Source organism: Streptomyces sp. NBC_01508, from assembly GCF_045040315.1.
Lineage (GTDB): Bacteria > Actinomycetota > Actinomycetes > Streptomycetales > Streptomycetaceae > Streptomyces.
Map to the genome: position 1 here is coordinate 5,572,534 of NZ_CP109419.1, position 20,518 is coordinate 5,593,051.

Genomic DNA, 20,518 nt, shown 5'->3' on the forward strand with positions numbered 1-20,518 from the left:
TCCTACCGACTCTTATTGACACGACGTCTTACGGGGGGATGAGGACACATGACAGGTGGAGGCTTCAGCAGGCTCCCGAACGGGACCGTGGTGGTGGCGCTGACCGTGCCCAGCCCGGTCGCCGAAGGCCGTACGGTCCGGATTCTGGTCCACGCGATGAACCGGGCCCGCGCCCTGACCAGGCTGCGGAATCTCGGACTGCGCGCCGTCTATCTGCGCGGCAACGCGGAACCGCCGACACCGGACGAGATCACGGCGGTGCTGCACCATCCGGACGGCCTGCTCTGGCGGGCCTCCCCGGAGTGCGCACAAGAGCTCTGGCACCCCATACGGGCCCTGCTGCGCCCTTCCCGGCGCTACGGCCCGGCCGAGCCGCGCCACGCCCGCACAGGGGTGCTCCCGGCGCCGCAGGCACTCCCGCCGCCCGGGTCGCCCTCGTGGCGGCGGCCGGGCCTGCGCACCGACAGCGGCAGCGCCGCGTAGGGCCGGGCGCCAGGGCCTGTCCGGTGGATCTCCGGGCACCCGGAGATCCACCGGACAGGCCCTACACGACCGGCTTGCCGGTCAGCCGTACACCCGCCGCGCGCAGCTCCGTCAGGGCCCGCTCCGTGGTCGCCTCGGCGACGCCCGCCGTCAGATCCAGCAGCACGTGCGTGGTGAACCCCGCACGCGCCGCGTCCAGGGCGGTCGCCCGTACGCAGTGGTCGGTGGCGATACCGACGACGTCGACCTCGACCACCTCACGGGCCCGCAGCCACTCGGCGAGCCGGACACCGTTCTCGTCGGCGCCCTCGAAGCCGCTGTATGCCGCCGCGTAGGCGCCCTTGTCGAAGACGGCGTCGATCGACCCCGAGGCGACGACGGGCGCGAAGTTGGGGTGGAAGCCCACCCCCTCCGTCCCCGCGACACAGTGCACCGGCCACGAGTGGACGAAGTCCGGGCGCGCGGAGAAGTGGTCACCGGGATCGATGTGGTGGTCACGTGTCGCGACCACGTGGCGGTAGCCGGCCGTCGCCTGGCCGATCAGGTCGGTGATGGCGGCGGCCACGTCGGCGCCGCCCGCCACCGCGAGGCTGCCGCCCTCGCAGAAGTCGTTCTGAACGTCCACGACTATCAGTGCGCGGTGCATGGCGGGTGTCCTTCGGTGGGGAGCGGGGGCGGGTCACCGAGCCTATGGTGTCCCGCCGCGGTCGGCCTCTCGCAGGCTGGCGTTCCCGGTAGGTCCCGGTTCATGCCTCATGGGTGGACCCCTCACAGGTAGACCGTCGGGATGACCGGCTCGCCGCGCGACAGCTGGATCGCCGACATCGGCAGCCCCGCCCGCGCCACGACATGCCGGTCACGGACCGCGTCCAGCGGCTCACGCGCGACGACCTCGCCGCCCTTGACCAGCTCCACCAGCAGCTGCCGGTCCAGCAGGTCGGCGGGCACCGGGCCGGTGCCGACGACCTCGGCCTCCGCGTACCCCTCGGCGTCCACCCGCCGCGCCGCCCACTTCCGGCCGCCGATCGACGTCTTGCCGCCCAGCGACTTCTTCGCCACCGCGTGCAGCGGCGCACTCGGGTCGGCGGAGTGGGCACGGGCGACCATTTTGTACACCATCGAGCAGGTGGGGTGGCCGCTGCCGGTGACCAGCCGGGTGCCGACCCCGTACGCGTCCACGGGTGCGGCGGCCAGCGAGGCGATCGCGTACTCGTCCAGGTCGGAGGTGACCACGATCCGGGTGTTCACCGCGCCCAGCTCGTCCAGCTGCTGCCGCACCCGGTGCGCGACGAGCAGCAGGTCGCCGGAGTCGATACGGACGGCGCCCAGCCCGGGCCCGGCGACGTCCACGGCGGTACGGACCGCCTCGGCCACGTCGTAGGTGTCCACGAGCAGCGTCGTACCGCTGCCGAGCGCGTCGACCTGCGCCTGGAAGGCGTCCCGCTCGTTGTCGTGCAGTAGCGTGAAGGCGTGCGCGCTGGTGCCCACCGTCGGGATGCCGTAGCGGAACCCGGCCGCCAGGTCGGACGTGGTGTCGAAGCCGCCCACGTACGCGGCCCGCGAGGCGGCGACGGCGGCCAGCTCGTGCGTGCGGCGCGCGCCCATCTCGATCAGCGGGCGCCCGCCGGCGGCGGCCGACATCCGGGACGCGGCGGCGGCGATCGCCGAGTCGTGGTTGAGGATCGACAGGATCACGGTCTCCAGCAGCACGCACTCCGCGAACGAGCCCTCGACGCGCAGGATCGGCGAGCCGGGGAAGTACACCTCGCCCTCCCGGTAACCCCAGATGTCCCCGCCGAAGCGGTAGTCGGCGAGCCAGTCGAGCGTCGGTTCGTCGACGATGCCGCGCTCGCGCAGGAAGCCGATGACGTCCTCGTCGAAGCGGAAGTTCTCGACGGCGTCGAGGACGCGGCCGGTGCCCGCGACGACTCCGTAGCGCCGCCCCTCGGGCAGCCGCCGGGTGAAGACCTCGAAGACGGTACGGCGCTCGGCCGTCCCCGCCCGCAGCGCGGCCCGCAGCATCGTCAACTCGTACTGGTCGGTGAAGAGCGCGGTCGACGGAACGCCGACCCGGCGTCCGCCCTCGTCCTTCGCCAGGCCCTTCTCAAGGTCCGCAGAGTTCATGCCAATGATGCTACAGGAGATCTCGTCAGACTGACGAGATCTAACGGGCGCTCAGACCGCCGTTTGTGCGACAGGCCCCACCTGGTGGCAGCATGGGGCTGTGAGGCTGTGCATCCCGGGGCGCACCCCGGGACCCCCGGCGGAGAAGAAGGTCGTCCCGAACCGTGAGTGTTGCCCCGACAGAGATCGAACTTCCCGAGTCGGCCGAGGAGACGTTCACCGTCCCGGAACCTGACGTGCCGTGGATGACGATCGTCCACAACGACCCGGTCAACCTCATGAGTTATGTGACGTACGTCTTCCAGACGTACTTCGGCTACTCCAAGGACAAGGCGCACAAACTGATGCTCGACGTCCACCAGAAGGGCCGCGCCATCGTCTCCAGCGGCAGCCGCGAGGAGATGGAACGCGACGTGCAGGCGATGCACGGATTCGGCCTGTGGGCCACCCTCTCCCAGGACGCGGGCTGATGGCCGGGCAGTTCGAGGCGATCCCCGGCGGCGGCGCCGCCGTCGCGCTCGACGAGGTCGAGATCTCCATCCTGCGCTCGCTGGCCGTCCAGCTCCTGGAGCTGATCGGCCCCGGCGACGAACCGGCCAAGGGCGAGGACCCGCTCGCCGCGCTCTTCGCCCCGGGCCCCAGCGAGCCGCCGTCCGACCCCGCGCTCGCCCGGCTCTTCCCCGACGCGTACGGCTTCGGCGACGACACCGACGACGAACTGCGCGAGTACGCCTCCGAGTTCAGGCGCTTCACCGAGAACGACCTGCGCACCCGCAAGCGCGAGGACGGACTCGCCGTCGTCCGTACCCTGGACGCGCTGGACGCGGCCGGCGAGGGCGGAGCCGTACTGAAGCTGGCGCCCGACGACTGCCGGCACTGGCTCGGCGCGCTCAACGACCTGCGCCTGACGATCGGCAACCGGCTGGACGTCTCCGACGAGGACGAGGGTGAGGGCCTGTACCGGCTGCCGGACTCCGACCCGCGCAAGCCGATGGTGATGGCGTACCTGTGGCTCGGGGCGCTCCAGGAGACGCTGGTCGAGACGCTGATGCCGTGATGCCGCTGATGCCGCTGATGACGTGATGCCGCGATGCCGCTGATGACGTGATTGGTGTGACGGGTCGGTCCGTCGTACGCGTACGCCGAACCGGTCGGTCCGGCATACGCGTACGCGCCCGCCGGACCCACCCGTCACAGGCTCTCCGCGAGGCCGTCACGCCGTGTTCGGACGGACAGCCTCCGTTTCCTCGACGGACACTCAACTCCGGATAACGATCGCGCCACCGCCCCCGCGTGCTTTGCGATTCCGGGCGAGATTTCTCCGTCTCTTCCTGTGGGCCGCGCCACAGCGCGCTGCGCGAATCGCCGCCCGGCCCGTGGTAAATCTTCACGACCACCGGCACAGGCAGGGAGAAAGGGCGCATCACCATGACCTCCCCACAGGTCGACACCCCCTCGGAAAGGCCCTCCGGAAACACCTCGGAGGAGGGCTACGAACGCGGACTCGGCAGCCGCCAGGTCCAGATGATCGCGATCGGCGGCGCCATCGGCGTCGGGCTTTTCATGGGCGCCGGCGCGAACATCGCCAAGGCCGGGCCGAGCATCATCCTGATGTACGCCCTCGCCGGCGTGGTGATCTTCTTCATCATGCGGGCGCTCGGCGAACTGCTGCTCTACCGGCCGGTCTCCGGCTCGTTCGCGGAGTACGCCCGCGAATTCCTCGGCCCGTTCTTCGGCTACGCCACCGGCTGGACGTACTGGCTCATGTGGATCGTGACCGGCATGGCCGAACTCACGGCGGCGGCCATCTACATCCACTTCTGGTTCCCGGCGATCCCGCAGTGGGTCAGCGCCCTGGTCTTCCTCGTGGTGCTCTTCGGCGTCAACCTGATCTCCGTCAAGATCTTCGGCGAGGTCGAGTTCTGGTTCTCGATGGTCAAGGTCACCGCCATCATCGGCATGATCGTCATCGGCCTCGGCGTCCTCACCCTCGGCTTCTCGGACGCCGGCGACACCGCGGCCACCGGCAACCTCTGGCAGCACGGCGGCATCTTCCCCAACGGCATCGGCTCCAGCCTGATGACCCTTCAGGGCGTGATGTTCGCCTACCTGGCCGTCGAACTCGTCGGCGTCACCGCGGGCGAGTCCGAGAATCCGGAGAAGACACTCCCCAAGGCGATCAACACGCTGCCCTGGCGCATCATCGTCTTCTACGTAGGCGCGCTCACCGTCATCCTCGCCGTCGTCGAATGGACCGAATTCAGCGAGGGCGAGAGCCCGTTCGTGCACGCCTTCGCCAAGATCGGCATCCCGCTCGGCGCCGGAATCGTCAATTTCGTGGTGCTGACGGCGGCCCTGTCGTCCTGCAACTCCGGCATGTACTCCACCGGCCGGATGCTGCGCGACCTCGCCGCCAACAGCGAAGCCCCGAAGGCCCTGGGCAAGCTCAACTCCCGCAGGACACCGGCGTTCGGCATCGCGGCGTCCGTCGCGCTGATGGGCATCGGCGTCGTCCTCAACTACGTCGTCCCCGAGAAGGCGTTCCTGTACGTCACCTCGGTGGCCACCGCCGCCGGCATCTGGACCTGGATGATGATCCTCATCAGCCACATCAAGTACCGCTCCGCCGTGGTCGCGGGGAGGCTGCCGGCGTCCTCGTTCCCGGCGCCGGGCGGCTCGGCCCTGAGCTGGGTGGCGCTGGTCTTCCTGTCCTTCGTGACCTGCCTGATCGCGTACGACTCCGACGCCCGGGTGTCGCTGTACGTCGGCGCGCTCTGGGCGCTGTTCCTGGCCGGCGGCTGGGCGCTGCTCAAGAGCCGTAACCCGGGACTGGCGGCGCGCGCCTCCGGGGAACGGCGCGACCCGGAAGGCCCGCACGAGCCGGAGTACGCGAAGGTGTCCGACTGACGCGGGCGTCCCACCGGCTGTCCCACCGACGCGTCCCACCGGTCCGTCCCACCGGTCCGTCCCACCGACCCGTCTCACCGGCCGTCTCATCAGGTGGCCTCCGTATCTCACACGCGGAGGCCACCTGCTTATCCTTCACCTCATGCTCACCATCACCCAGGCGCTGTACGACCGGATCGTCGCCCACGCGCGGGCGGACCACCCCGACGAGGCGTGCGGCGTGATCGCGGGCCCGGAGGGCAGCGACCGGCCCGAGCGCTTCATCCCCATGCTCAACGCGGCCCGCTCGCCCACGTTCTACGAGTTCGACTCGACCGAGCACAAGCAGCTCGACAACGAGCTGCGCGAGCGCGACGAGGACGTGGTGGTCATCTACCACTCGCACACCGCGACCGAGGCGTACCCCTCCCGCCGGGACATCGACCTGGCGATGGAACCGTTCGCCCACTACGTCCTGGTCTCCACCGCCGACACCGACGACATGGGCCCGTTCCAGTTCCGCTCGTACCGCATCGTCGAGGGCGAGGTCACGGAGGAAGAGGTCGAGGTCGTCTGAGAGACTGACGCGATCCAGGGCGGCAGGACCCAGGAAGCCGGTGCGAATCCGGCACGGTCCCGCCACTGTGACCAGGCCCCGCGAGCGCGGGTCCCGGAAGCCAGGAACTGACCTGTCGCCCTTCTCCCACCATGCCAGGGGACGCGGAAATCCCCCGGAGGAGGCCCAGTCATGTCCTCGCGGCGCCACGCCCTCATACCGGCGGTCCTGCTCCCGCTGCTGCTCCCGCTCGCCGCCTGCTCCACCACCCCGGACCCCGTCCGGAACGACGGAGCGCCGGCCGCCGGATTCCCGTACACGGTCACCAACTGCGGTGTGAAGACCACCTTCGAGGCACCCCCGAAGCGCGTGGTCACGATGAACCAGCACGTCACCGAGATCATGATCGAACTCGGTCTCGCCAAGTCCCTCGTCGGCACCGCCTGGCTGGACGACGCCGTCCTGCCCGCCTACGAGAAGGCGTACGACAGCGTCCCGGTCATCGCCAAGGAGTACCCCTCCAAGGAGAGACTCCTCGCCGCGAACCCCGACTTCGTCTACGGCGGCTACGCCAGCGCCTTCGCCGCCAAGGACGGCCGCACCCGCGACGACCTCAAGGACGCCGGCATCGACACCCGGCTCAACCTGGAGAACTGCGCCGATGGCCGGACCTCCATGGACGACGTCTTCCGTGAGATCGAGGAGGTCGGCCGCACCTTCGGTGTCGCCGACCGCGCGAAGAAGTGGACCGCCGAGGCGCGCACCACCCTCGCCGCCACCGCCGCCGGGCTCGAAGACACGAAGCCCCTCCCGGTCTTCGTCTACGACAGCGGCGACAAGACCGCGTTCACCGCCGGCGGCAAGGGCATCGGCAACGAGCTGATCGAGCGGGCCGGCGGGCGCAACGTCTTCGCCGACCTCGACAGACCCTTCGGCGACGCCACCTGGGAACAGGTCGTGGCCCGCAAGCCCGAGACGATCCTCATCTACGACTACGGCGCCACCACCGTCGCCCAGAAGAAGAAGCGGCTGCTGGAGGACCCCGTACTGAAGGACGTCCCGGCGATCAGGAACAAGCGCTTCGCCGTCCTGCCGCTCTCCGACGCCGTCCTCGGTGTCCGCGCCCCCGCCGCCGTCCAGCGCCTCGCCGACCAACTCCACCCCGGGGCGGGCGCGTAGGGCCGACGGCCATGAGTCGCACAACCCCGCCCGGCCACCACCACCCCCGTCACCATCACCCCGGCCACCACCCGCCCGGCCACCACCACCGCAGGCTGCGCCAGGCCGTCGTGCTCACCTGCCTCGCCGCGGCCCTCGCCTGCGCCGTCGTCGCCGGGCTCGCGCTCGGCTCCGTACGTATCCCGCCCGGTGAGGTGCTCACGATCCTCACCGGCGGCGCGGAGCCCAGCCCCTTCCGCACGATCGTCCTGGACGTACGGCTGCCGCGTGTGCTGCTCGGCGCGGTCGTCGGCGCAGGTCTCGCCGTCGTCGGGACGGTCCTCCAGGCCCTCGTACGCAACCGGCTGGCCGACCCGTTCCTCCTCGGGATCTCCTCGGGGGCGTCCACCGGCGCCGTACTCGTCCTGGTCCTCGGCATCGGCAGCGGCATCGGCGGCGGGATCACCACCACCGTCGCCATGCCGGCCGCCGCCTTCGCGGGCTCGCTCGTCGCGATGACCCTCGTCTACGCGCTGGCCCGGCGCGGCGGCACGATGACCGGCGGGCGCCTCGTACTGGCCGGGGTGACCGTCTCGTACATCCTGTCCGCGTTCACCACGCTCGTCCTGGTGGTCTCCGCCCGGCCCGAACACTTCCAGGAGGCGCTGTTCTGGTCGCTCGGCGGGCTCGGCAGCGCCCGCTGGGGCACGCTCGTCGTGCCGGCCGCCGTCCTCGTCGCCGGCACCGCCGTCCTCATGGCGCTCGCCCGGCCGCTGGACCTGCTGCTGGTGGGGGAGGAGGGCGCGACCGCGCTCGGTCTGGACACCGCGCGCTTCCGCGCCGCCGTGTTCGTCCTCGCCTCGCTGGTCACCGGCGTCATGGTGGCCGCGAGCGGGGCCATCGGCTTCGTCGGGCTGCTCGTGCCGCACGCCGCGCGGATGGCGGTCGGGGCGTCGCACCGGCCGCTGCTGCCCGTCGCCGCGCTCGGCGGGGCGCTCGTGCTGGTCGTCGCGGACCTCGCCGCCCGTACCGTCGCCGCGCCGCAGGACATCCCCGTGGGCGTCCTCACCGCGCTCACCGGCGGCCCGTTCTTCCTGTGGCTGATGCGCCGCCGCCCCGAAGGAGCCCCGGTATGAGCGACCGTACGGCCGCCTCGCTCCACGTCGACGGACTCTCCTACGGAGTAGGAGACGGCCGCCAACTCGTCGACACCGTCGACCTGACCGCCGCCCCCGGCGAGACCGTCGGGCTCGTCGGCCCCAACGGCAGCGGCAAGACCACCCTGCTGCGCTGCGTGTACGGCGCGCTGCGCCCCACCCACGGCCGGGCGCTGCTGGACGGCGACGACCTGCACACCATGACCGCCAAGGCGCGCGCCAGGCGCGTGGCGACCGTCCCGCAGGACGGGCAGAGCGACTTCGAGCTGACCGTCCGCGAGGTCGTCGCCATGGGCCGCTCGCCGCACCGGCGTTTCTGGGAGGCGGACACGGCGGCCGACACCGCGCTGGCCGGCGCCGCGCTGAGGCGCGTCGGCATCGCGCCGCTCGCGGAGCGCGCCTTCCCGTCGCTCTCCGGCGGCGAACGCCAGCGGGCCCTCGTCGCCCGCGCCCTGGTCCAACGGCCCGCGCTCTTCGTCCTGGACGAGCCGACCAACCATCTGGACATCCGCCACCAGCTCGAAGTCCTCTCCCTCATAAGGGAGTTGGGTACGACCAATCTGCTGGCCCTGCACGACCTGAATCTCGCCGCGTACTACTGCGACCGCCTGTACGTACTCAAAGCGGGCACCGTCGTCGCCTCCGGACCCCCGGCCGAGGTGCTGACCCCCGCCCTGCTGGCCGCCGTCTACGAGGTGGAGGCGGAGGTCACGCCGCACCCCCGGACCGGTGCCCCCACGGTCGTCTACCTGCCACAGTCCATCTGACGAACACCGAACGTCCATCATCCGAGATCACATACCGGGATGCGGACCGGGAATCGATACGATGACCCCATGGTTTCCCACGACGTGAGCGACAAGACACCAGGCGATCTCCTGGTTACGCGCCTGCACGTCGATCTGTGCCGACTCGCCAGCGCCATGTGTACGGCCGGCGCTGCCGCCTGAGTCGCGCGGCAGGACGCCCATCCCGAGCACCACCCCCCGCGCGGGGGCAGAGCCGCGCGCCCGTCACGCCTCTCTTCCGACAGGAGCCCACGCCATGGCCATCGAGGTCCGCATTCCGACCATCCTCCGCACCTATACCGACGGAGCCAAGGCCGTCGAGGGCACCGGTGACACCATCGCGGCGCTCCTGACCGACCTCGAAACCCGCCACACGGGCATCCGCGAACGCATCGTCGACGGCGCCAACGGCGACCAGTTGCGCCGCTTCGTGAACGTCTACCTCAACGACGAGGACGTCCGCTTCCTGGACGGCATCTCCACGAAACTCGCGGACGGCGACAGCGTCACCATCCTCCCGGCCGTCGCCGGCGGTGCCGGCCGCACGTCCATGCCCGACGTGTCCGCCACGCTCTGATGCGGTACGACTCCCCGCTCGCGGTCGTCGGCGACACCCCCCTCGTACGGCTGCCGCGGCTGTCCCCGTCGGACGACGTCCGGCTCTGGGCCAAGCTGGAGGACCGCAACCCGACCGGCTCCATCAAGGACCGCCCGGCGCTGCGCATGGTCGAACAGGCCGAGAAGGACGGCCGGCTCACCCCGGGCCGCACCATCCTGGAGCCCACCAGCGGCAACACCGGTATCTCGCTCGCCATGGCCGCGAAGCTCAAGGGCTACAAGATCGTCTGCGTGATGCCGGAGAACACCTCGCGGGAGCGCCGCGAACTGCTCGCCATGTGGGGCGCCGAGATCATCCCGTCCCCGGCGGCGGGCGGCTCCAACACCGCCGTACGCGTCGCCAAGGAGCTGGCCGCCGAGAACCCGGACTGGGTGATGCTCTACCAGTACGGCAACCCGGACAACGCGGGCGCGCACTACGCCACCACCGGACCGGAGATCCTCGCCGACCTGCCGTCCGTCACCCACTTCGTGGCCGGCCTCGGCACCACCGGCACACTCATGGGCGTCGGCCGCTATCTGCGCGAGCAGAAGCCCGACGTCAGGATCGTCGCGGCCGAGCCGCGCTACGACGACCTGGTCTACGGCCTGCGCAACCTCGACGAGGGCTTCGTCCCCGAGCTGTACGACGAGTCCGTCCTCACCAGCCGCTTCTCCGTCGGCTCCGCCGACGCCGTCACCCGCACCCGCCAACTCCTCCAGCAGGAGGGCATCTTCGCGGGCGTCTCCACCGGCGCCGCCCTGCACGCGGCCATCGGTCTCGGCAACAAGGCCGTCAAGGCGGGCGAGAGCGCCGACATCGTCTTCGTCGTCGCCGACGGCGGCTGGAAGTACCTCTCCACCGGCGTCTACACGGCGGCCACGGACGAAGAGGCCATCGAAACGCTCCAGGGCCAGCTCTGGGCCTGAGCCCCCTGCCGCCCGTGGGGCAACAGTGGTGCAACAGTCCCCGCCCGGGGCTGTTGCGCCACCGCCCCGACGGTGACGATCGACGTCGATCGACGCACCGACCACGGGGGACAGAGATGGACGACCGCTGGAGTGGCACGGCCGGTACGGGCGGTACGGGACAGCCCCCCGGCCCCGGAAACGGCCACGGCCCTCCGCCGCCGGGCAACGGCCCACCACCGGGCTACGGACCCCCCGGTTTCGGACCCCCCGCCCCCTTCGCGCCACCGCCGGCCACCGCTCGCGCGTCCCGCAGGCACCTCGGCGCGTACGTCACCTCCGGCATCCTGCTCCTCGTCTTCGCCTGCGTCCTCGGCGCCTGGATCATCGACACCGCGGTCGCCGTACGCCCCGACCCCGGCGTGCTCCTCGAAAGCCTCGTCAAGGACGACGGGGGCCGGCCGCTGCTCGTACTCACCGTCCACGAGTGGGCCTTCGCCGTCGCCCTGCTCGTCGTCGGCATCGCCGCCCTCGCCCTGCGCACCACCGCACGCGGCGCCGCCCTGCTCCTCGCGTTCCTGCTCCTGGGCGCCGGCGCCCGGCAGCTCAACGGACTGACCAGGAGCGACTACCGCGACCACATGTTCGCCACCGAGCACGGCGGGCTGATCGTGCTCACCTACGTGTTCGCCTTCCTCGCCGCCGCCACCGTGATCATCCTGCTGCTGACCGCCCGCGAACGCGACATACCTCCCGAGCCCATGACCGGCGGCCGGCGCGCGGCGGGCGTCCTGCTGATCCTGATCGGCGCGGTACAGGGTTTCTGGTACGTCCACTACCTGCGGGAGTACAACGAGGCCATCGGCCCGGACGGCGGCCCGGGGGCCTTCACCGAGTGGTGGCACGAAGCGCTCAACGTCAACGCCCGTGGCGGGTACGGCGCCTCGGTCGGCTACACCCACTACCACAGCGCGCTCATGGCGGCGTTCCTCGTCGTCGGCGTCCTGCTGCTGCGCAACGCCCCGGCGGCCCGCGGCGCGGCGCTCGCGCTGCTCGGCGTCGCCGCGTACCTCCGGCTCCGCGAACTCGCGGGCGTCCCCTACGAACATCTCTCCGACTACTACCGGAACACCACCTTCGCCTGGAGCCTCAACAGCGCGTTCGCGGCGGGAGCGGCGATGCTGGTGGCCATCGCCCTGCTCCTGCGCACCCCACGCCCGTACGCCACGCCCCAGTACCCGACGGCGCCGCTTCCGTAGTCCGGCGGCCGGCCAGCCCCCGGCGATGAACTCCCGGCCCCAACCTCCGGCCGCCGGCCCCCGGCCGCCCCGCGTCAACCCGCCAGGTGCCGGACCCGCCGCCACAGCACCGGATCGGCGGGCCCCACCCGGCGGCGGAACGCCTTCGTGTCCACCGTCCGCAACTCGTCCGTCTCCAGGAAACTCGGCCGTCCGTCCGTGTCGCCCACCGCCTCCGGCGGGAGCGGAATCACACCGGGGCGCTCCTCGTGGAACTTACTGGTGATCTTCGCGACCAGCACCGTACGGCCCCGTACCGAGAGCACCAGACACGGCCGGTCCTTCGCCCCTGTCCCGTCCTCGTACGGCACCATCGCCCACCAGATCTCACCCGCCCGCGGCCCCCGGCCCCCGGCCCGGGGGCCGGTCTGCCGCCCGGCCGGCCCGCGCGGCGGCCTCCGGTCCGTCCCGCCCGGCCGCCGGGAGCGCAGGAAGCGCTTGCCCGGAGGCCGCGGACTCCGGCCGCGCCCGTCCACGAGCGTGGCGACCATCGCCAGCACCGCCACGACGATCAGAGCCACCCACCAGGTCGTGTCCATGCCCCAGACCGTACCGCCGCCGCCCGCCCGCACCCGGCGCGATGCGCGGCACACCGCCCGGCGGCCAGGTCCGCCCGAACCGGTGACAGAGCAGGTGAGTTCCCCCACAACAGACCGGTGTGGAGGAGCGACCAGGCGTTTAGCGCCTTACGCTCGACAGACCGAACGACCCCCGTCGCCCCCCTTCCACGCCACGGAGGTTCACGCTCCATGAAGCTCACCGTCGTCGGCTGCTCGGGTTCCTTCCCCTCCGTGGGATCGGCCTGCTCCAGCTACCTCGTAGAGGCCGACGGCTTCCGGCTGCTCCTCGACATGGGCAACGGTGCCCTCGGCGAATTGCAGCGTCACGTTGGTCTCTACGACCTCGACGCCATCTTCCTCAGCCATCTGCACGCCGACCACTGCATCGACATGTGCGGCTACTTCGTCGTCCGCTACTACCGCCACGACGGCGGACGCTGCGCCACCATCCCCGTCTACGGCCCCGACGGCACCGAGCAGCGCCTGACCACCGCGCACGCCGACACCCCCACGGACAAGTCCATGAGCGAGGTCTTCGACTTCCACACGCTCAAGCCGGGCGCCTTCGAGATCGGGCCCTTCTCGGTCCGTACGGAGAAGGTCGCCCACCCCGTCGACACGTTCGGCATCCGCGTCGAGCACGACGGCAGATCGCTCACCTACTCCGGCGACACCGGCGCCAGCGAGGCCCTGATCGATCTCGCCGACGACACGGACCTGTTCCTCTGCGAAGCCGCGTTCACCTACGGCAAGGAGGACATCCCCGGCCTCCACCTCAACGGCCGCGAGGCCGGCGAGCACGCCGCCCGCGCCCGGGCGCGCAGGCTCGTCCTCACGCACATCCCGCCGTGGACGGACGCCGCGCGGAACCTGAGCGACGCGCGGGCGGTGTACGGCGGACCGGCCGAACTGGCCGCGCCCGGCGCGGTGTACGAGATCTGAACCGATACGTGACGGTGCCCCCGGCCGGGATGGCCGGGGGCACCGTCACGTACACGCGCCTGTGGGGCGGGCCTACTTGGCCTCGGCCTTCTGGAGTTCGGCCAGTTCCTCGTCGGTCTCCCGGCCGGGCGTCGGCAGGTTGAACTTGACGATGGCGAAGCGGAAGACCACGTAGTAGACGGCCGCGAAACAGAGCCCGACCAGCGCCAGGCCCCACGGGTTGGTCGCGATCCCCAGGTTGAGGAAGAAGTCGATCGCGCCCGCCGAGAAGCCGAAGCCGTCCTTCATGCCCAGCGCCCAGGTCAGCGCCATGGACACACCGGTCAGCGCGGCGTGGATCGCGTACAGCACCGGCGCGATGAACATGAAGGTGAACTCGATCGGCTCGGTCACACCGGTGACGAAGGCGGTCAGCGCGAGCGAGAACATCATGCCGCCGACGATCTTGCGGCGCTCGGGGCGGGCGCAGTGCACGATCGCGAGACAGGCGGCGGGCAGCGCGAACATCATGATCGGGAAGAAGCCGGTCATGAACTGTCCGGCCGACGGGTCACCGGCGAGGAAGCGCGCGATGTCGCCGCTCTTGCCCTCGTACGAACCGGCCTGGAACCACGGGAACGAGTTCAGCAGGTGGTGCATGCCGACCGGGATCAGCGCGCGGTTCGCGACACCGAAGATACCGGCGCCGACCGCGCCCGAGCCGACCAGCCACTCACCGAAGTTGTGCAGACCGGCGCCGAGGACCGGCCAGATCAGACCGAAGGCGATGCCCATGAGCAGACCCGCGAACGCCGACAGGATCGGGACGAGACGCCGGCCGCCGAAGAAGCCCGCCCAGTCGGGCAGTTTCGTCCGGTAGAACTTCTGGTAGAGCAGGGCGACCACGACGCCCATCACGACACCGCCGAGGACGCCCGCGTTCACGGGGGCGTCCGACATGACTATCTTGCCGTCGACGACGCTCGCGACCTGCGGCAGGTTTCCGTCCGTGAAGGTGGCGAGGACCTTCTGGAAGACGAGATAGCCGGTGACGGCGGCGAGCGCGGTCGAGCCGTCCGACTTCTTGGCGAAGCCGATGGCGATGCCGACGGCGAAGAGCAGCGGCATGTTGTCGAGGATCGCGCCGCCGCCGGCGGCCATGTAACCGGCGATCTTGGTGATGAAGGTGGGGAACGACTCGCGCCCGAGCATGTCGGGGTTGCCGAGACGCACCAGCAGGGCACCGGCGGGCAGTACGGCGACCGGCAGCATGAGGCTGCGGCCGATGCGCTGCATGACGGACATTACGCCGGAGCCCTTTTTCGGAGCCGCGGGGGCGGCGCTGGCCGTGGACATCAACTTCCTCCAGAGGACAAGGCACCGCCGTGAGCAGGGATGATGGGGGGCGGCGGCGACCTGGGAACACGGCGCGCGGCCATGTGGTCTACACCTTTGAGTGGTGTAGACCAGTTTTAACATGTGAGGGTTGAATAAGGAACCTTCGGATTCTCTCGATCCGGACTCGATACTTCCGGTTCGGGTTCGGTAGTCGTTCGGTGCGCGTTCTGTGCGCCTTCGGTACGCGAAAAACCCCCGGACCACGGGGTCCGAGGGTCGCGCCGAAGGCCGTTCCGAAGGCCGTTCCGAAGGTCTTGCCGAAGGGCCGCGAGGGCCTGCGAGGCTTACGCGGGTGGGTCGCCACCCCCGCCGCTCATCTCCCGGTCACTCCTCTCCTGGCGTCACTTCTCCAGGTTCTCCCGCTCGGCCTCCTCCTCCACCTCCTCCGGCTCCCGGCCGGGGGTCGGCAGGTTGAACCTGACGATGGCGAAGCGGAAGAGGACGTAGTAGACGACCGCGAAACAGAGCCCGATCGGAATGATCAGCCAAGGCTTCGTGTCCAGATGCCAGTTGACGACGTAGTCGATCAACCCCGCCGAGAAGCTGAAACCGGCGTGCACCCCCAGCGCCCAGGTGATCGCCATCGACGCACCCGTCAGCAGCGCGTGCAGCCCGTACAGCAGCGGCGCGGCGAACATGAACGAGAACTCCAGCGGCTCCGTCACACCCGTCACGAACGAGGTCAGGGCGACCGAGACCATCAGGCCCGCCACCTGCTTGCGGCGCTCGGGCCGCGCGCAGTGCGTGATCGCGAGCGCGGCGGCCGGCAGGCCGAACATCATGATCGGGAAGAAGCCCGACATGAACTGCCCCGCCGTCGGGTCCCCGGCGAAGAACCGCGTCAGGTCACCCTGGACCACGGTCCCGTCCTTCGTCGTGAACTCGCCCGCCTGGAACCAGAAGAAGGTGTTCAGGAACTGGTGCATCCCGATCGGGATCAACAGCCGGTTCGCGACACCGAAGATGCCCGCGCCCCACGCGCCCAGATCGATCAACTGCTTCGCGAACGCCGTCAGCGCGTCACCCACCGGCTGCCACAGCAGCCCGAACAGCACCCCGAGTACCACCCCCAGGAACGCCATCAGGATCGGCACCAGACGGCGGCCGTTGAAGAAGCCGAGCCAGTCCACCAGCCTCGTACGGTGGAAGCGCTGCCAGACCACCGCCGTGAGCAGACCGATCAGAATGCCGCCCAGCACCCCCGGATTCTGCGGGGTGCCCTCCGGCAGCGCGTCGGTGACCGTGTCGTCGGCGGGGAACGCCGCCAGGACGTTGTGGTAGACGAGGAAACCCACGACCGCGGCCAGCGCCGTGGACCCGTCGGCCTTCTTGGCGAAGCCGATCGCGACCCCGATGCAGAAGAGCAGCGGCAGCCCGAAGCCGCCGTCCAGGATCGCGTTGCCGCCCTGGAGGAAGACCTTGGTCGTCCGGTCCCAGAACGGGCCGTCCAGATACGCCGCGAAGAGATTGCCCAGACTGACCAGCAGACCCGCCGCGGGAAGCACCGCCACCGGCAACTGGAGGCTGCGGCCGACCTTCTGGAGCCCCTGGAAGAGAGCGTTCCACCACCACCGCCGTCGACGCGCCGGGGGAGCGGCCGACGCGTCGGCACCCGTCGAACTCATCGGCGTCCTCCCGTGGCACAGTGGTGTAGACCAGTTGCGATACGCTCCCGAGGCCGGGCCGCGGGCCGCGTACCACTGGTGACCGTTATCTTTCGGTACGGGTCGGTCACCCGCCCGCGAAGATGGGCCAACCGTGAGTTACCGTGAAAAATCGGACCCGCGGTGAACCGGGACACCACCCCTTGAACAGCAGGGAGCAAGACATGGCCAGCAAGGCTGAGAAGATCGTCGCCGGGCTCGGCGGAATCGCGAACATCGAAGAGGTCGAAGGCTGCATCACCCGCCTCCGTACCGAGGTCGTGGACCCGAGCAAGGTCGACGAGGTCGCGCTGAAGGCCGCCGGCGCCCACGGCGTCGTCAAGATGGGCACCGCGATCCAGGTCGTCATCGGCACCGACGCCGACCCGATCGCCGCCGACATCGAAGACATGATGTAACCACTCACGCGGCGTCCGCCGAGGGGCCCGGTCCGGCCAACCTCCGTACCCACGACGGAGAACCGGAACGAGCCCCTCACCCATGTCCGGCTAGGCTCACACCCATGTCTCGAATCGACGGCCGCACCCCCGAACAACTCCGCCCCGTCACCATCGAACGCGGATGGAGCAAGCACGCCGAAGGATCCGTACTCATCTCCTTCGGCGACACCAAGGTCTTCTGCACCGCCTCCGTCACCGAAGGCGTCCCGCGCTGGCGCAAAGGCAGCGGCGAAGGCTGGGTCACCGCCGAATACTCGATGCTGCCCCGCTCCACCAACACCCGCGGCGACCGCGAAGCCGTACGCGGCAAGATCGGCGGACGCACCCACGAGATCTCCCGCCTCATCGGCCGCTCGCTGCGCGCCGTCATCGACTGCAAGGCCCTCGGCGAGAACACCATCGTCCTCGACTGCGACGTCCTCCAGGCCGACGGCGGCACCCGCACCGCCGCCATCACCGGCGCGTACGTCGCCCTCGCCGACGCCGTCGAATGGGCCAGGACCAAGAAGATCGTCCGGGCCGGCCGCAAGCCCCTGACCGGGACCGTCTCCGCGATCAGCGTCGGCATCGTCGACGGCGCGCCCCTCCTCGACCTCTGCTACGAGGAGGACGTGCGCGCCGACACCGACATGAACGTCGTCTGCACCGGCGACGGCCGCTTCGTCGAGGTCCAGGGCACCGCCGAGGCCGAACCCTTCGACCGCAAGGAACTCGGCGCCCTCCTCGACCTCGCCACCAGCGGCTGCGCGGACCTCGCCGCGCTCCAGACCGCCGTGCTGAAAGAGACCCTCGCCAGGTAAAGAGGCAACCAAGAGCCCTGGTGCGGCGTCGTTACAGTCGCGACTCAGGGCGTACGGACGTACCCGTACGCCCTTCCGCACCAGGGAGGGAACCGACCCATGGCCACGCGCCGACGCACCGCGGCGACCATAGCCGCCGTCCTGCTCACGCTCACCGGGGCGGCCGGCTGTGGCGCACTCGACAAGGCCCTCGACTGCGTCCAGACCGCCGACGCCATCGCCACCAGCGTGGACAAGCTCCAGCAGGCGGTCTCCAGCGCGGCGGACGACCCGACACAGGCCGAAGAGGCCCTGAACGACATCGACACCGAGCTGACCAAGCTCCAGGACAAGACCGACAACGCCGACCTCAGCAAGGCGGTCGGCGACCTCGAAACCGGCGTCGGCACCGTCCGCGAGGCCATCGAGAACGGCGACGCCGCCCCCGACCTCAGCCCCGTCACGGACGCGGCCACCGAGATCGGCAAGGTCTGCACCCCGTAACGGACGCCCCGGCCATGGGCGGATAATCGACGCATGACGCGCCTGATCCTCGCCACCCGCAACGCCGGGAAAATCACCGAACTGAGGGCCATCCTCGCCGACGCCGGCCTCCCCCACGACCTCGTCGGCGCGGATGCCTACCCCGACATCCCGGACGTCAAGGAGACCGGCGTCACCTTCGCCGAGAACGCCCTGCTCAAGGCCCACGCCCTGGCCCGCGCGACCGGCCACCCGGCCGTCGCCGACGACTCCGGCCTCTGCGTCGACGTCCTCGGCGGCGCCCCCGGCATCTTCTCCGCCCGCTGGTCGGGCACCCACGGCGACGACCGCGCCAACCTCGACCTGCTCCTGGCCCAACTCTCCGACATCGCACCCCCCCACCGCACGGCCCACTTCACCTGCGCGGCGGCCCTGGCCCTCCCGGACGGCACGGAACGGGTGGTCGAGGGCCAACTCCCCGGCACCCTGCGCCACTCCCCGTCGGGCACGGGAGGCTTCGGCTACGACCCGATCCTCCAGCCGTCCGACGACACCCGCACCTGCGCGGAACTGACCCCGTCGGAGAAGAACGCGATCAGCCACCGCGGCAAGGCGTTCCGGGCACTGGTGCCGGTGGTGCGGGAGCTGCTGGGCTGAGATACGTCGATGGCCCCCTCCCTGCGGTCCGCGGGGGCGGGGCCATCGGAGAGGGTGCGGTGTGCGGCCGGTGGGACTCGAACCCACATGGGATTTCTCCCACGACATCCTAAGTGTCGCGCTTATACCAATTCAGCAACGGCCGCCGGTCGCCAGCCATGATATCGGGCCTACGAATGATCCGATACGCGAAATCGTCCTACGCCGATCCGTCGCGGGTGCGCTTCTCGCCGCCCCGGCACCACGTCGCTGTCACAGCGTGGCAGTTGGGGCAGAGCAGCCGCAGGTTCTCTGCACGGTCGTCGCTCCGGTCGCCGTTGATGTGATCCACCTCAAGCGTCATCGGCAGTCCGTTCCACTCGGGCCCGGTCCCGCAACCCGCGCACCGCAGCACGACGCCGATGTCGAGCAGTGCCCGGCGCAGCAGGACGGTTCTGGAACGGGTCTTCCCCTCGCGCTTGACGAGAATGTCCTCGGCTCTCCTCGCCGGGGTCGGCGACGGATTGCCGCGCTGATGCGCCTGCCCCAGGAAATGGGAGGTGCTGAGGCCGTCATCGGCCACCCAGCCGCGGAGCCGGGCTCGCTGACGGCTGTTGTCCGGTCTCCCGAGCCGCCGCAGAGTCTCGGCGACGGAACGGGACCGGCCTACGGCTTCGCAGAGTTCGGCCGGGCTCGGCCGTGGGTCCTCCCGCAGGTTGCCCCCGCGGCGGCGGAAATGTGAGACGTCGATGCCGAAGTGCGTGAAGCGCCTGAGCAGGTACCGGCGCAGATGGCCGTACGGGCGCGTACCGAAGAAGGCTATGACCTCATCCACATCGGCACACCGATCCGCCGCCTCGGCCAGCCGTTCGTGCGTGTAGCGGCTGCTCCCGCTCATCGGCCACCAGCCCTTCGCGGTGCGGGTACGACTGCCGCTCCCGGGCGGCCCTTCGCGCGTCGGCGGTAAGTGTCGGTGGTCGAATGGCAGTTGGGGCACAGCAGGCGGAGATTCTCCAGCCGGTTGTCGTGCCAGTTCCCGTCGACGTGGTCCACTTCGAGCGGGAGCGGCCGGCCCCGCCAGACGGGCTCCGTACCGCACAGCGCGCAGCGCTCGGGGACGCCGAGCGCTGCCATCGCCACCTTCAGCCGTGCGCCCGGTACGCGACGTGCGAGGCCGCTCTCCTGCTCCACGAGCAGTTCTCGCGGTGTTCGCCGACGCCTCGGCCGTCCCGCGCCGGACGGTCGGCCGAAGTGCGACGTGTCGATGCCGAGGGATCGCACACGGCGGCTGATGTGGGTGTGGTGTCCGCCGACCACGTCGAGTCCAAGACGGCGCAGCACTTCGCACATGGTCGACGAGGCGGCGACGGCGGGCGCGAGCACGTCCCTGGTCCAGCGCGTTCCTTCCCGCTGGAAGTGGGAGGTCGGTATGCCCATCGCCTTCATTCGTTCCTGTAGGTAGCGCCGTGTCGGACTCTTCGGATCCACGCCCAACTTGACCAGTGCCTCCGACAACGTCCGCGACGAGGCCGCCGCTTCGGCGAGGCGTTGCCGTGTGTAGGGGCTCACCGGCATGACTTGCCCTCCCGTATCCGACCGCGCGTTCGCGGCCTCGTACAGCCCAACGAGCCGTTTATCGGTTAGTCACGTCCGGAATGTGGATAACTCGCCTCGCTCACGG

Annotated in this window: 23 protein-coding genes, 1 tRNA gene, 1 pseudogene and 1 riboswitch; of the genes and pseudogenes, 17 read left to right on the forward strand and 8 right to left on the reverse strand. The window is 70.3% G+C overall.

All coding sequences use genetic code 11. From position 1 onward, the window contains the following. Positions 1 to 48: 48 nt before the first annotated feature. A pseudogene (locus tag OG700_RS25915) lies at positions 49 to 354 on the forward strand (hypothetical protein); the annotation flags it as partial. Between the two features lie 190 nt (positions 355 to 544). On the opposite strand, the gene OG700_RS25920 reads toward OG700_RS25915, so the two are convergent. Beyond that, positions 545 to 1,129: an isochorismatase family protein gene (locus OG700_RS25920; RefSeq protein ID WP_405617483.1), complete on the reverse strand. Its 585-nt coding sequence runs from the start codon at positions 1,127 to 1,129 to the stop codon at positions 545 to 547. A 122-nt stretch (positions 1,130 to 1,251) separates the two neighbouring features. Further along, positions 1,252 to 2,607: a nicotinate phosphoribosyltransferase gene (locus OG700_RS25925; protein WP_405617485.1), complete on the reverse strand. Its 1,356-nt coding sequence runs from the start codon at positions 2,605 to 2,607 to the stop codon at positions 1,252 to 1,254. A 164-nt stretch (positions 2,608 to 2,771) separates the two neighbouring features. Between OG700_RS25925 and clpS the strand changes: the two genes are divergently transcribed. From clpS to OG700_RS25980, 11 genes are all read left to right on the forward strand, one after another. After that, complete coding sequence (gene clpS, locus OG700_RS25930; RefSeq protein WP_354608300.1) at positions 2,772 to 3,077, forward strand: ATP-dependent Clp protease adapter ClpS; 306 nt, start codon at positions 2,772 to 2,774, stop codon at positions 3,075 to 3,077. Further along, positions 3,077 to 3,664, forward strand: a complete 588-nt coding sequence (locus OG700_RS25935; protein WP_405617488.1) for a DUF2017 domain-containing protein — start codon at positions 3,077 to 3,079, stop codon at positions 3,662 to 3,664. The genes clpS and OG700_RS25935 overlap by 1 nt, the downstream gene beginning before the upstream one ends. 371 nt (positions 3,665 to 4,035) lie before the next feature. After that, complete coding sequence (locus OG700_RS25940; RefSeq protein WP_405617490.1) at positions 4,036 to 5,514, forward strand: amino acid permease; 1,479 nt, start codon at positions 4,036 to 4,038, stop codon at positions 5,512 to 5,514. A gap of 142 nt (positions 5,515 to 5,656) precedes the next feature. Beyond that, positions 5,657 to 6,070 (forward strand): Mov34/MPN/PAD-1 family protein, encoded by a 414-nt coding sequence (locus tag OG700_RS25945; RefSeq protein WP_405617492.1) that lies wholly within the window; start codon positions 5,657 to 5,659, stop codon positions 6,068 to 6,070. After that, positions 6,070 to 6,201, forward strand: a riboswitch (cobalamin riboswitch). (Overlaps the previous gene by 1 nt.) A 40-nt stretch (positions 6,202 to 6,241) precedes the next feature. Then, a complete protein-coding gene (locus tag OG700_RS25950) occupies positions 6,242 to 7,228 on the forward strand; it encodes an ABC transporter substrate-binding protein (protein ID WP_405617494.1) in 987 nt (328 codons plus the stop codon). A gap of 11 nt (positions 7,229 to 7,239) precedes the next feature. Next, on the forward strand, positions 7,240 to 8,343 hold the full coding sequence (locus tag OG700_RS25955) for a FecCD family ABC transporter permease (RefSeq protein WP_405617496.1): 1,104 nt from the start codon (positions 7,240 to 7,242) through the stop codon (positions 8,341 to 8,343). Continuing rightward, the gene (locus tag OG700_RS25960; RefSeq protein WP_405617498.1) at positions 8,340 to 9,131 is read left to right on the forward strand and encodes an ABC transporter ATP-binding protein; all 792 of its coding nucleotides are present in this window, start codon (positions 8,340 to 8,342) and stop codon (positions 9,129 to 9,131) included. Before OG700_RS25955 ends, OG700_RS25960 begins: the two co-directional genes overlap by 4 nt. A 69-nt stretch (positions 9,132 to 9,200) precedes the next feature. After that, positions 9,201 to 9,314 (forward strand): putative leader peptide, encoded by a 114-nt coding sequence (locus OG700_RS25965; protein ID WP_405617500.1) that lies wholly within the window; start codon positions 9,201 to 9,203, stop codon positions 9,312 to 9,314. A gap of 94 nt (positions 9,315 to 9,408) precedes the next feature. Continuing rightward, complete coding sequence (locus OG700_RS25970) at positions 9,409 to 9,729, forward strand: MoaD/ThiS family protein (protein ID WP_405617502.1); 321 nt, start codon at positions 9,409 to 9,411, stop codon at positions 9,727 to 9,729. Then, complete coding sequence (locus tag OG700_RS25975; protein ID WP_405617504.1) at positions 9,729 to 10,679, forward strand: PLP-dependent cysteine synthase family protein; 951 nt, start codon at positions 9,729 to 9,731, stop codon at positions 10,677 to 10,679. Before OG700_RS25970 ends, OG700_RS25975 begins: the two co-directional genes overlap by 1 nt. 116 nt (positions 10,680 to 10,795) lie before the next feature. Continuing rightward, positions 10,796 to 11,917: a hypothetical protein gene (locus tag OG700_RS25980; RefSeq protein ID WP_405617506.1), complete on the forward strand. Its 1,122-nt coding sequence runs from the start codon at positions 10,796 to 10,798 to the stop codon at positions 11,915 to 11,917. A 74-nt stretch (positions 11,918 to 11,991) separates the two neighbouring features. On the opposite strand, the gene OG700_RS25985 is transcribed toward OG700_RS25980, so the two are convergent. Next, entirely contained in the window at positions 11,992 to 12,495 is a 504-nt protein-coding gene (locus OG700_RS25985) for a type II toxin-antitoxin system PemK/MazF family toxin (RefSeq protein WP_405617508.1), read from the reverse strand. A gap of 210 nt (positions 12,496 to 12,705) precedes the next feature. Between OG700_RS25985 and OG700_RS25990 the strand changes: the two genes are divergently transcribed. Then, positions 12,706 to 13,458 (forward strand): MBL fold metallo-hydrolase, encoded by a 753-nt coding sequence (locus OG700_RS25990; protein ID WP_405617510.1) that lies wholly within the window; start codon positions 12,706 to 12,708, stop codon positions 13,456 to 13,458. 72 nt (positions 13,459 to 13,530) lie between these two features. Here the strand turns inward: OG700_RS25990 and OG700_RS25995 are convergent, their stop codons facing one another. Together OG700_RS25995 and OG700_RS26000 are read right to left on the reverse strand one after the other, a co-directional pair. Continuing rightward, positions 13,531 to 14,793 carry a PTS transporter subunit EIIC gene (locus OG700_RS25995; RefSeq protein WP_405617512.1) on the reverse strand — a complete coding sequence of 421 codons (1,263 nt, stop codon included), beginning with the start codon at positions 14,791 to 14,793 and terminating at the stop codon, positions 13,531 to 13,533. Between the two features lie 383 nt (positions 14,794 to 15,176). Continuing rightward, complete coding sequence (locus OG700_RS26000; RefSeq protein WP_405617514.1) at positions 15,177 to 16,460, reverse strand: PTS transporter subunit EIIC; 1,284 nt, start codon at positions 16,458 to 16,460, stop codon at positions 15,177 to 15,179. 203 nt (positions 16,461 to 16,663) lie between these two features. Here OG700_RS26000 and OG700_RS26005 point away from each other — a divergent pair, with 203 nt between their 5' ends. The 4 genes from OG700_RS26005 to rdgB all read left to right on the forward strand — a co-directional run bounded on the left by OG700_RS26005 (position 16,664) and on the right by rdgB (position 18,858). After that, on the forward strand, positions 16,664 to 16,897 hold the full coding sequence (locus OG700_RS26005; protein WP_405617516.1) for a glucose PTS transporter subunit EIIB: 234 nt from the start codon (positions 16,664 to 16,666) through the stop codon (positions 16,895 to 16,897). Positions 16,898 to 17,001: 104 nt separating this feature from the next. Further along, entirely contained in the window at positions 17,002 to 17,739 is a 738-nt protein-coding gene (gene rph, locus OG700_RS26010; protein ID WP_405617519.1) for a ribonuclease PH, read from the forward strand. Positions 17,740 to 17,838: 99 nt separating this feature from the next. Then, a complete protein-coding gene (locus OG700_RS26015) occupies positions 17,839 to 18,222 on the forward strand; it encodes a hypothetical protein (RefSeq protein ID WP_405617521.1) in 384 nt (127 codons plus the stop codon). A gap of 33 nt (positions 18,223 to 18,255) precedes the next feature. Then, the gene (gene rdgB / locus OG700_RS26020; RefSeq protein WP_405617523.1) at positions 18,256 to 18,858 is read left to right on the forward strand and encodes an RdgB/HAM1 family non-canonical purine NTP pyrophosphatase; all 603 of its coding nucleotides are present in this window, start codon (positions 18,256 to 18,258) and stop codon (positions 18,856 to 18,858) included. 62 nt (positions 18,859 to 18,920) lie between these two features. On the opposite strand, the gene OG700_RS26025 is transcribed toward rdgB, so the two are convergent. From OG700_RS26025 to OG700_RS26035, 3 genes are all read right to left on the reverse strand, one after another. Next, positions 18,921 to 19,004 (reverse strand) — tRNA-Leu (locus tag OG700_RS26025). Positions 19,005 to 19,057: 53 nt separating this feature from the next. Continuing rightward, positions 19,058 to 19,735, reverse strand: a complete 678-nt coding sequence (locus OG700_RS26030) for an HNH endonuclease (RefSeq protein ID WP_405617525.1) — start codon at positions 19,733 to 19,735, stop codon at positions 19,058 to 19,060. Then, positions 19,732 to 20,412: an HNH endonuclease signature motif containing protein gene (locus tag OG700_RS26035; protein ID WP_405617527.1), complete on the reverse strand. Its 681-nt coding sequence runs from the start codon at positions 20,410 to 20,412 to the stop codon at positions 19,732 to 19,734. The genes OG700_RS26030 and OG700_RS26035 overlap by 4 nt, the downstream gene beginning before the upstream one ends. Between the last annotated feature and the right edge of the window lie 106 nt (positions 20,413 to 20,518).

Coding starts and splice junctions, on each gene's coding strand:
- OG700_RS25920 (WP_405617483.1), bottom strand. CDS start 1,129: ATGCACCGCGCACTGATAGTCGTGGACGTTCAGAACGACTTCTGCGAG.
- OG700_RS25925 (WP_405617485.1), bottom strand. CDS start 2,607: ATGAACTCTGCGGACCTTGAGAAGGGCCTGGCGAAGGACGAGGGCGGA.
- OG700_RS25935 (WP_405617488.1), top strand. CDS start 3,077: ATGGCCGGGCAGTTCGAGGCGATCCCCGGCGGCGGCGCCGCCGTCGCG.
- OG700_RS25940 (WP_405617490.1), top strand. CDS start 4,036: ATGACCTCCCCACAGGTCGACACCCCCTCGGAAAGGCCCTCCGGAAAC.
- OG700_RS25945 (WP_405617492.1), top strand. CDS start 5,657: ATGCTCACCATCACCCAGGCGCTGTACGACCGGATCGTCGCCCACGCG.
- OG700_RS25950 (WP_405617494.1), top strand. CDS start 6,242: ATGTCCTCGCGGCGCCACGCCCTCATACCGGCGGTCCTGCTCCCGCTG.
- OG700_RS25955 (WP_405617496.1), top strand. CDS start 7,240: ATGAGTCGCACAACCCCGCCCGGCCACCACCACCCCCGTCACCATCAC.
- OG700_RS25960 (WP_405617498.1), top strand. CDS start 8,340: ATGAGCGACCGTACGGCCGCCTCGCTCCACGTCGACGGACTCTCCTAC.
- OG700_RS25965 (WP_405617500.1), top strand. CDS start 9,201: ATGGTTTCCCACGACGTGAGCGACAAGACACCAGGCGATCTCCTGGTT.
- OG700_RS25970 (WP_405617502.1), top strand. CDS start 9,409: ATGGCCATCGAGGTCCGCATTCCGACCATCCTCCGCACCTATACCGAC.
- OG700_RS25975 (WP_405617504.1), top strand. CDS start 9,729: ATGCGGTACGACTCCCCGCTCGCGGTCGTCGGCGACACCCCCCTCGTA.
- OG700_RS25980 (WP_405617506.1), top strand. CDS start 10,796: ATGGACGACCGCTGGAGTGGCACGGCCGGTACGGGCGGTACGGGACAG.
- OG700_RS25985 (WP_405617508.1), bottom strand. CDS start 12,495: ATGGACACGACCTGGTGGGTGGCTCTGATCGTCGTGGCGGTGCTGGCG.
- OG700_RS25990 (WP_405617510.1), top strand. CDS start 12,706: ATGAAGCTCACCGTCGTCGGCTGCTCGGGTTCCTTCCCCTCCGTGGGA.
- OG700_RS25995 (WP_405617512.1), bottom strand. CDS start 14,793: ATGTCCACGGCCAGCGCCGCCCCCGCGGCTCCGAAAAAGGGCTCCGGC.
- OG700_RS26000 (WP_405617514.1), bottom strand. CDS start 16,460: ATGAGTTCGACGGGTGCCGACGCGTCGGCCGCTCCCCCGGCGCGTCGA.
- OG700_RS26005 (WP_405617516.1), top strand. CDS start 16,664: ATGGCCAGCAAGGCTGAGAAGATCGTCGCCGGGCTCGGCGGAATCGCG.
- rph (WP_405617519.1), top strand. CDS start 17,002: ATGTCTCGAATCGACGGCCGCACCCCCGAACAACTCCGCCCCGTCACC.
- OG700_RS26015 (WP_405617521.1), top strand. CDS start 17,839: ATGGCCACGCGCCGACGCACCGCGGCGACCATAGCCGCCGTCCTGCTC.
- rdgB (WP_405617523.1), top strand. CDS start 18,256: ATGACGCGCCTGATCCTCGCCACCCGCAACGCCGGGAAAATCACCGAA.
- OG700_RS26030 (WP_405617525.1), bottom strand. CDS start 19,735: ATGAGCGGGAGCAGCCGCTACACGCACGAACGGCTGGCCGAGGCGGCG.
- OG700_RS26035 (WP_405617527.1), bottom strand. CDS start 20,412: ATGCCGGTGAGCCCCTACACACGGCAACGCCTCGCCGAAGCGGCGGCC.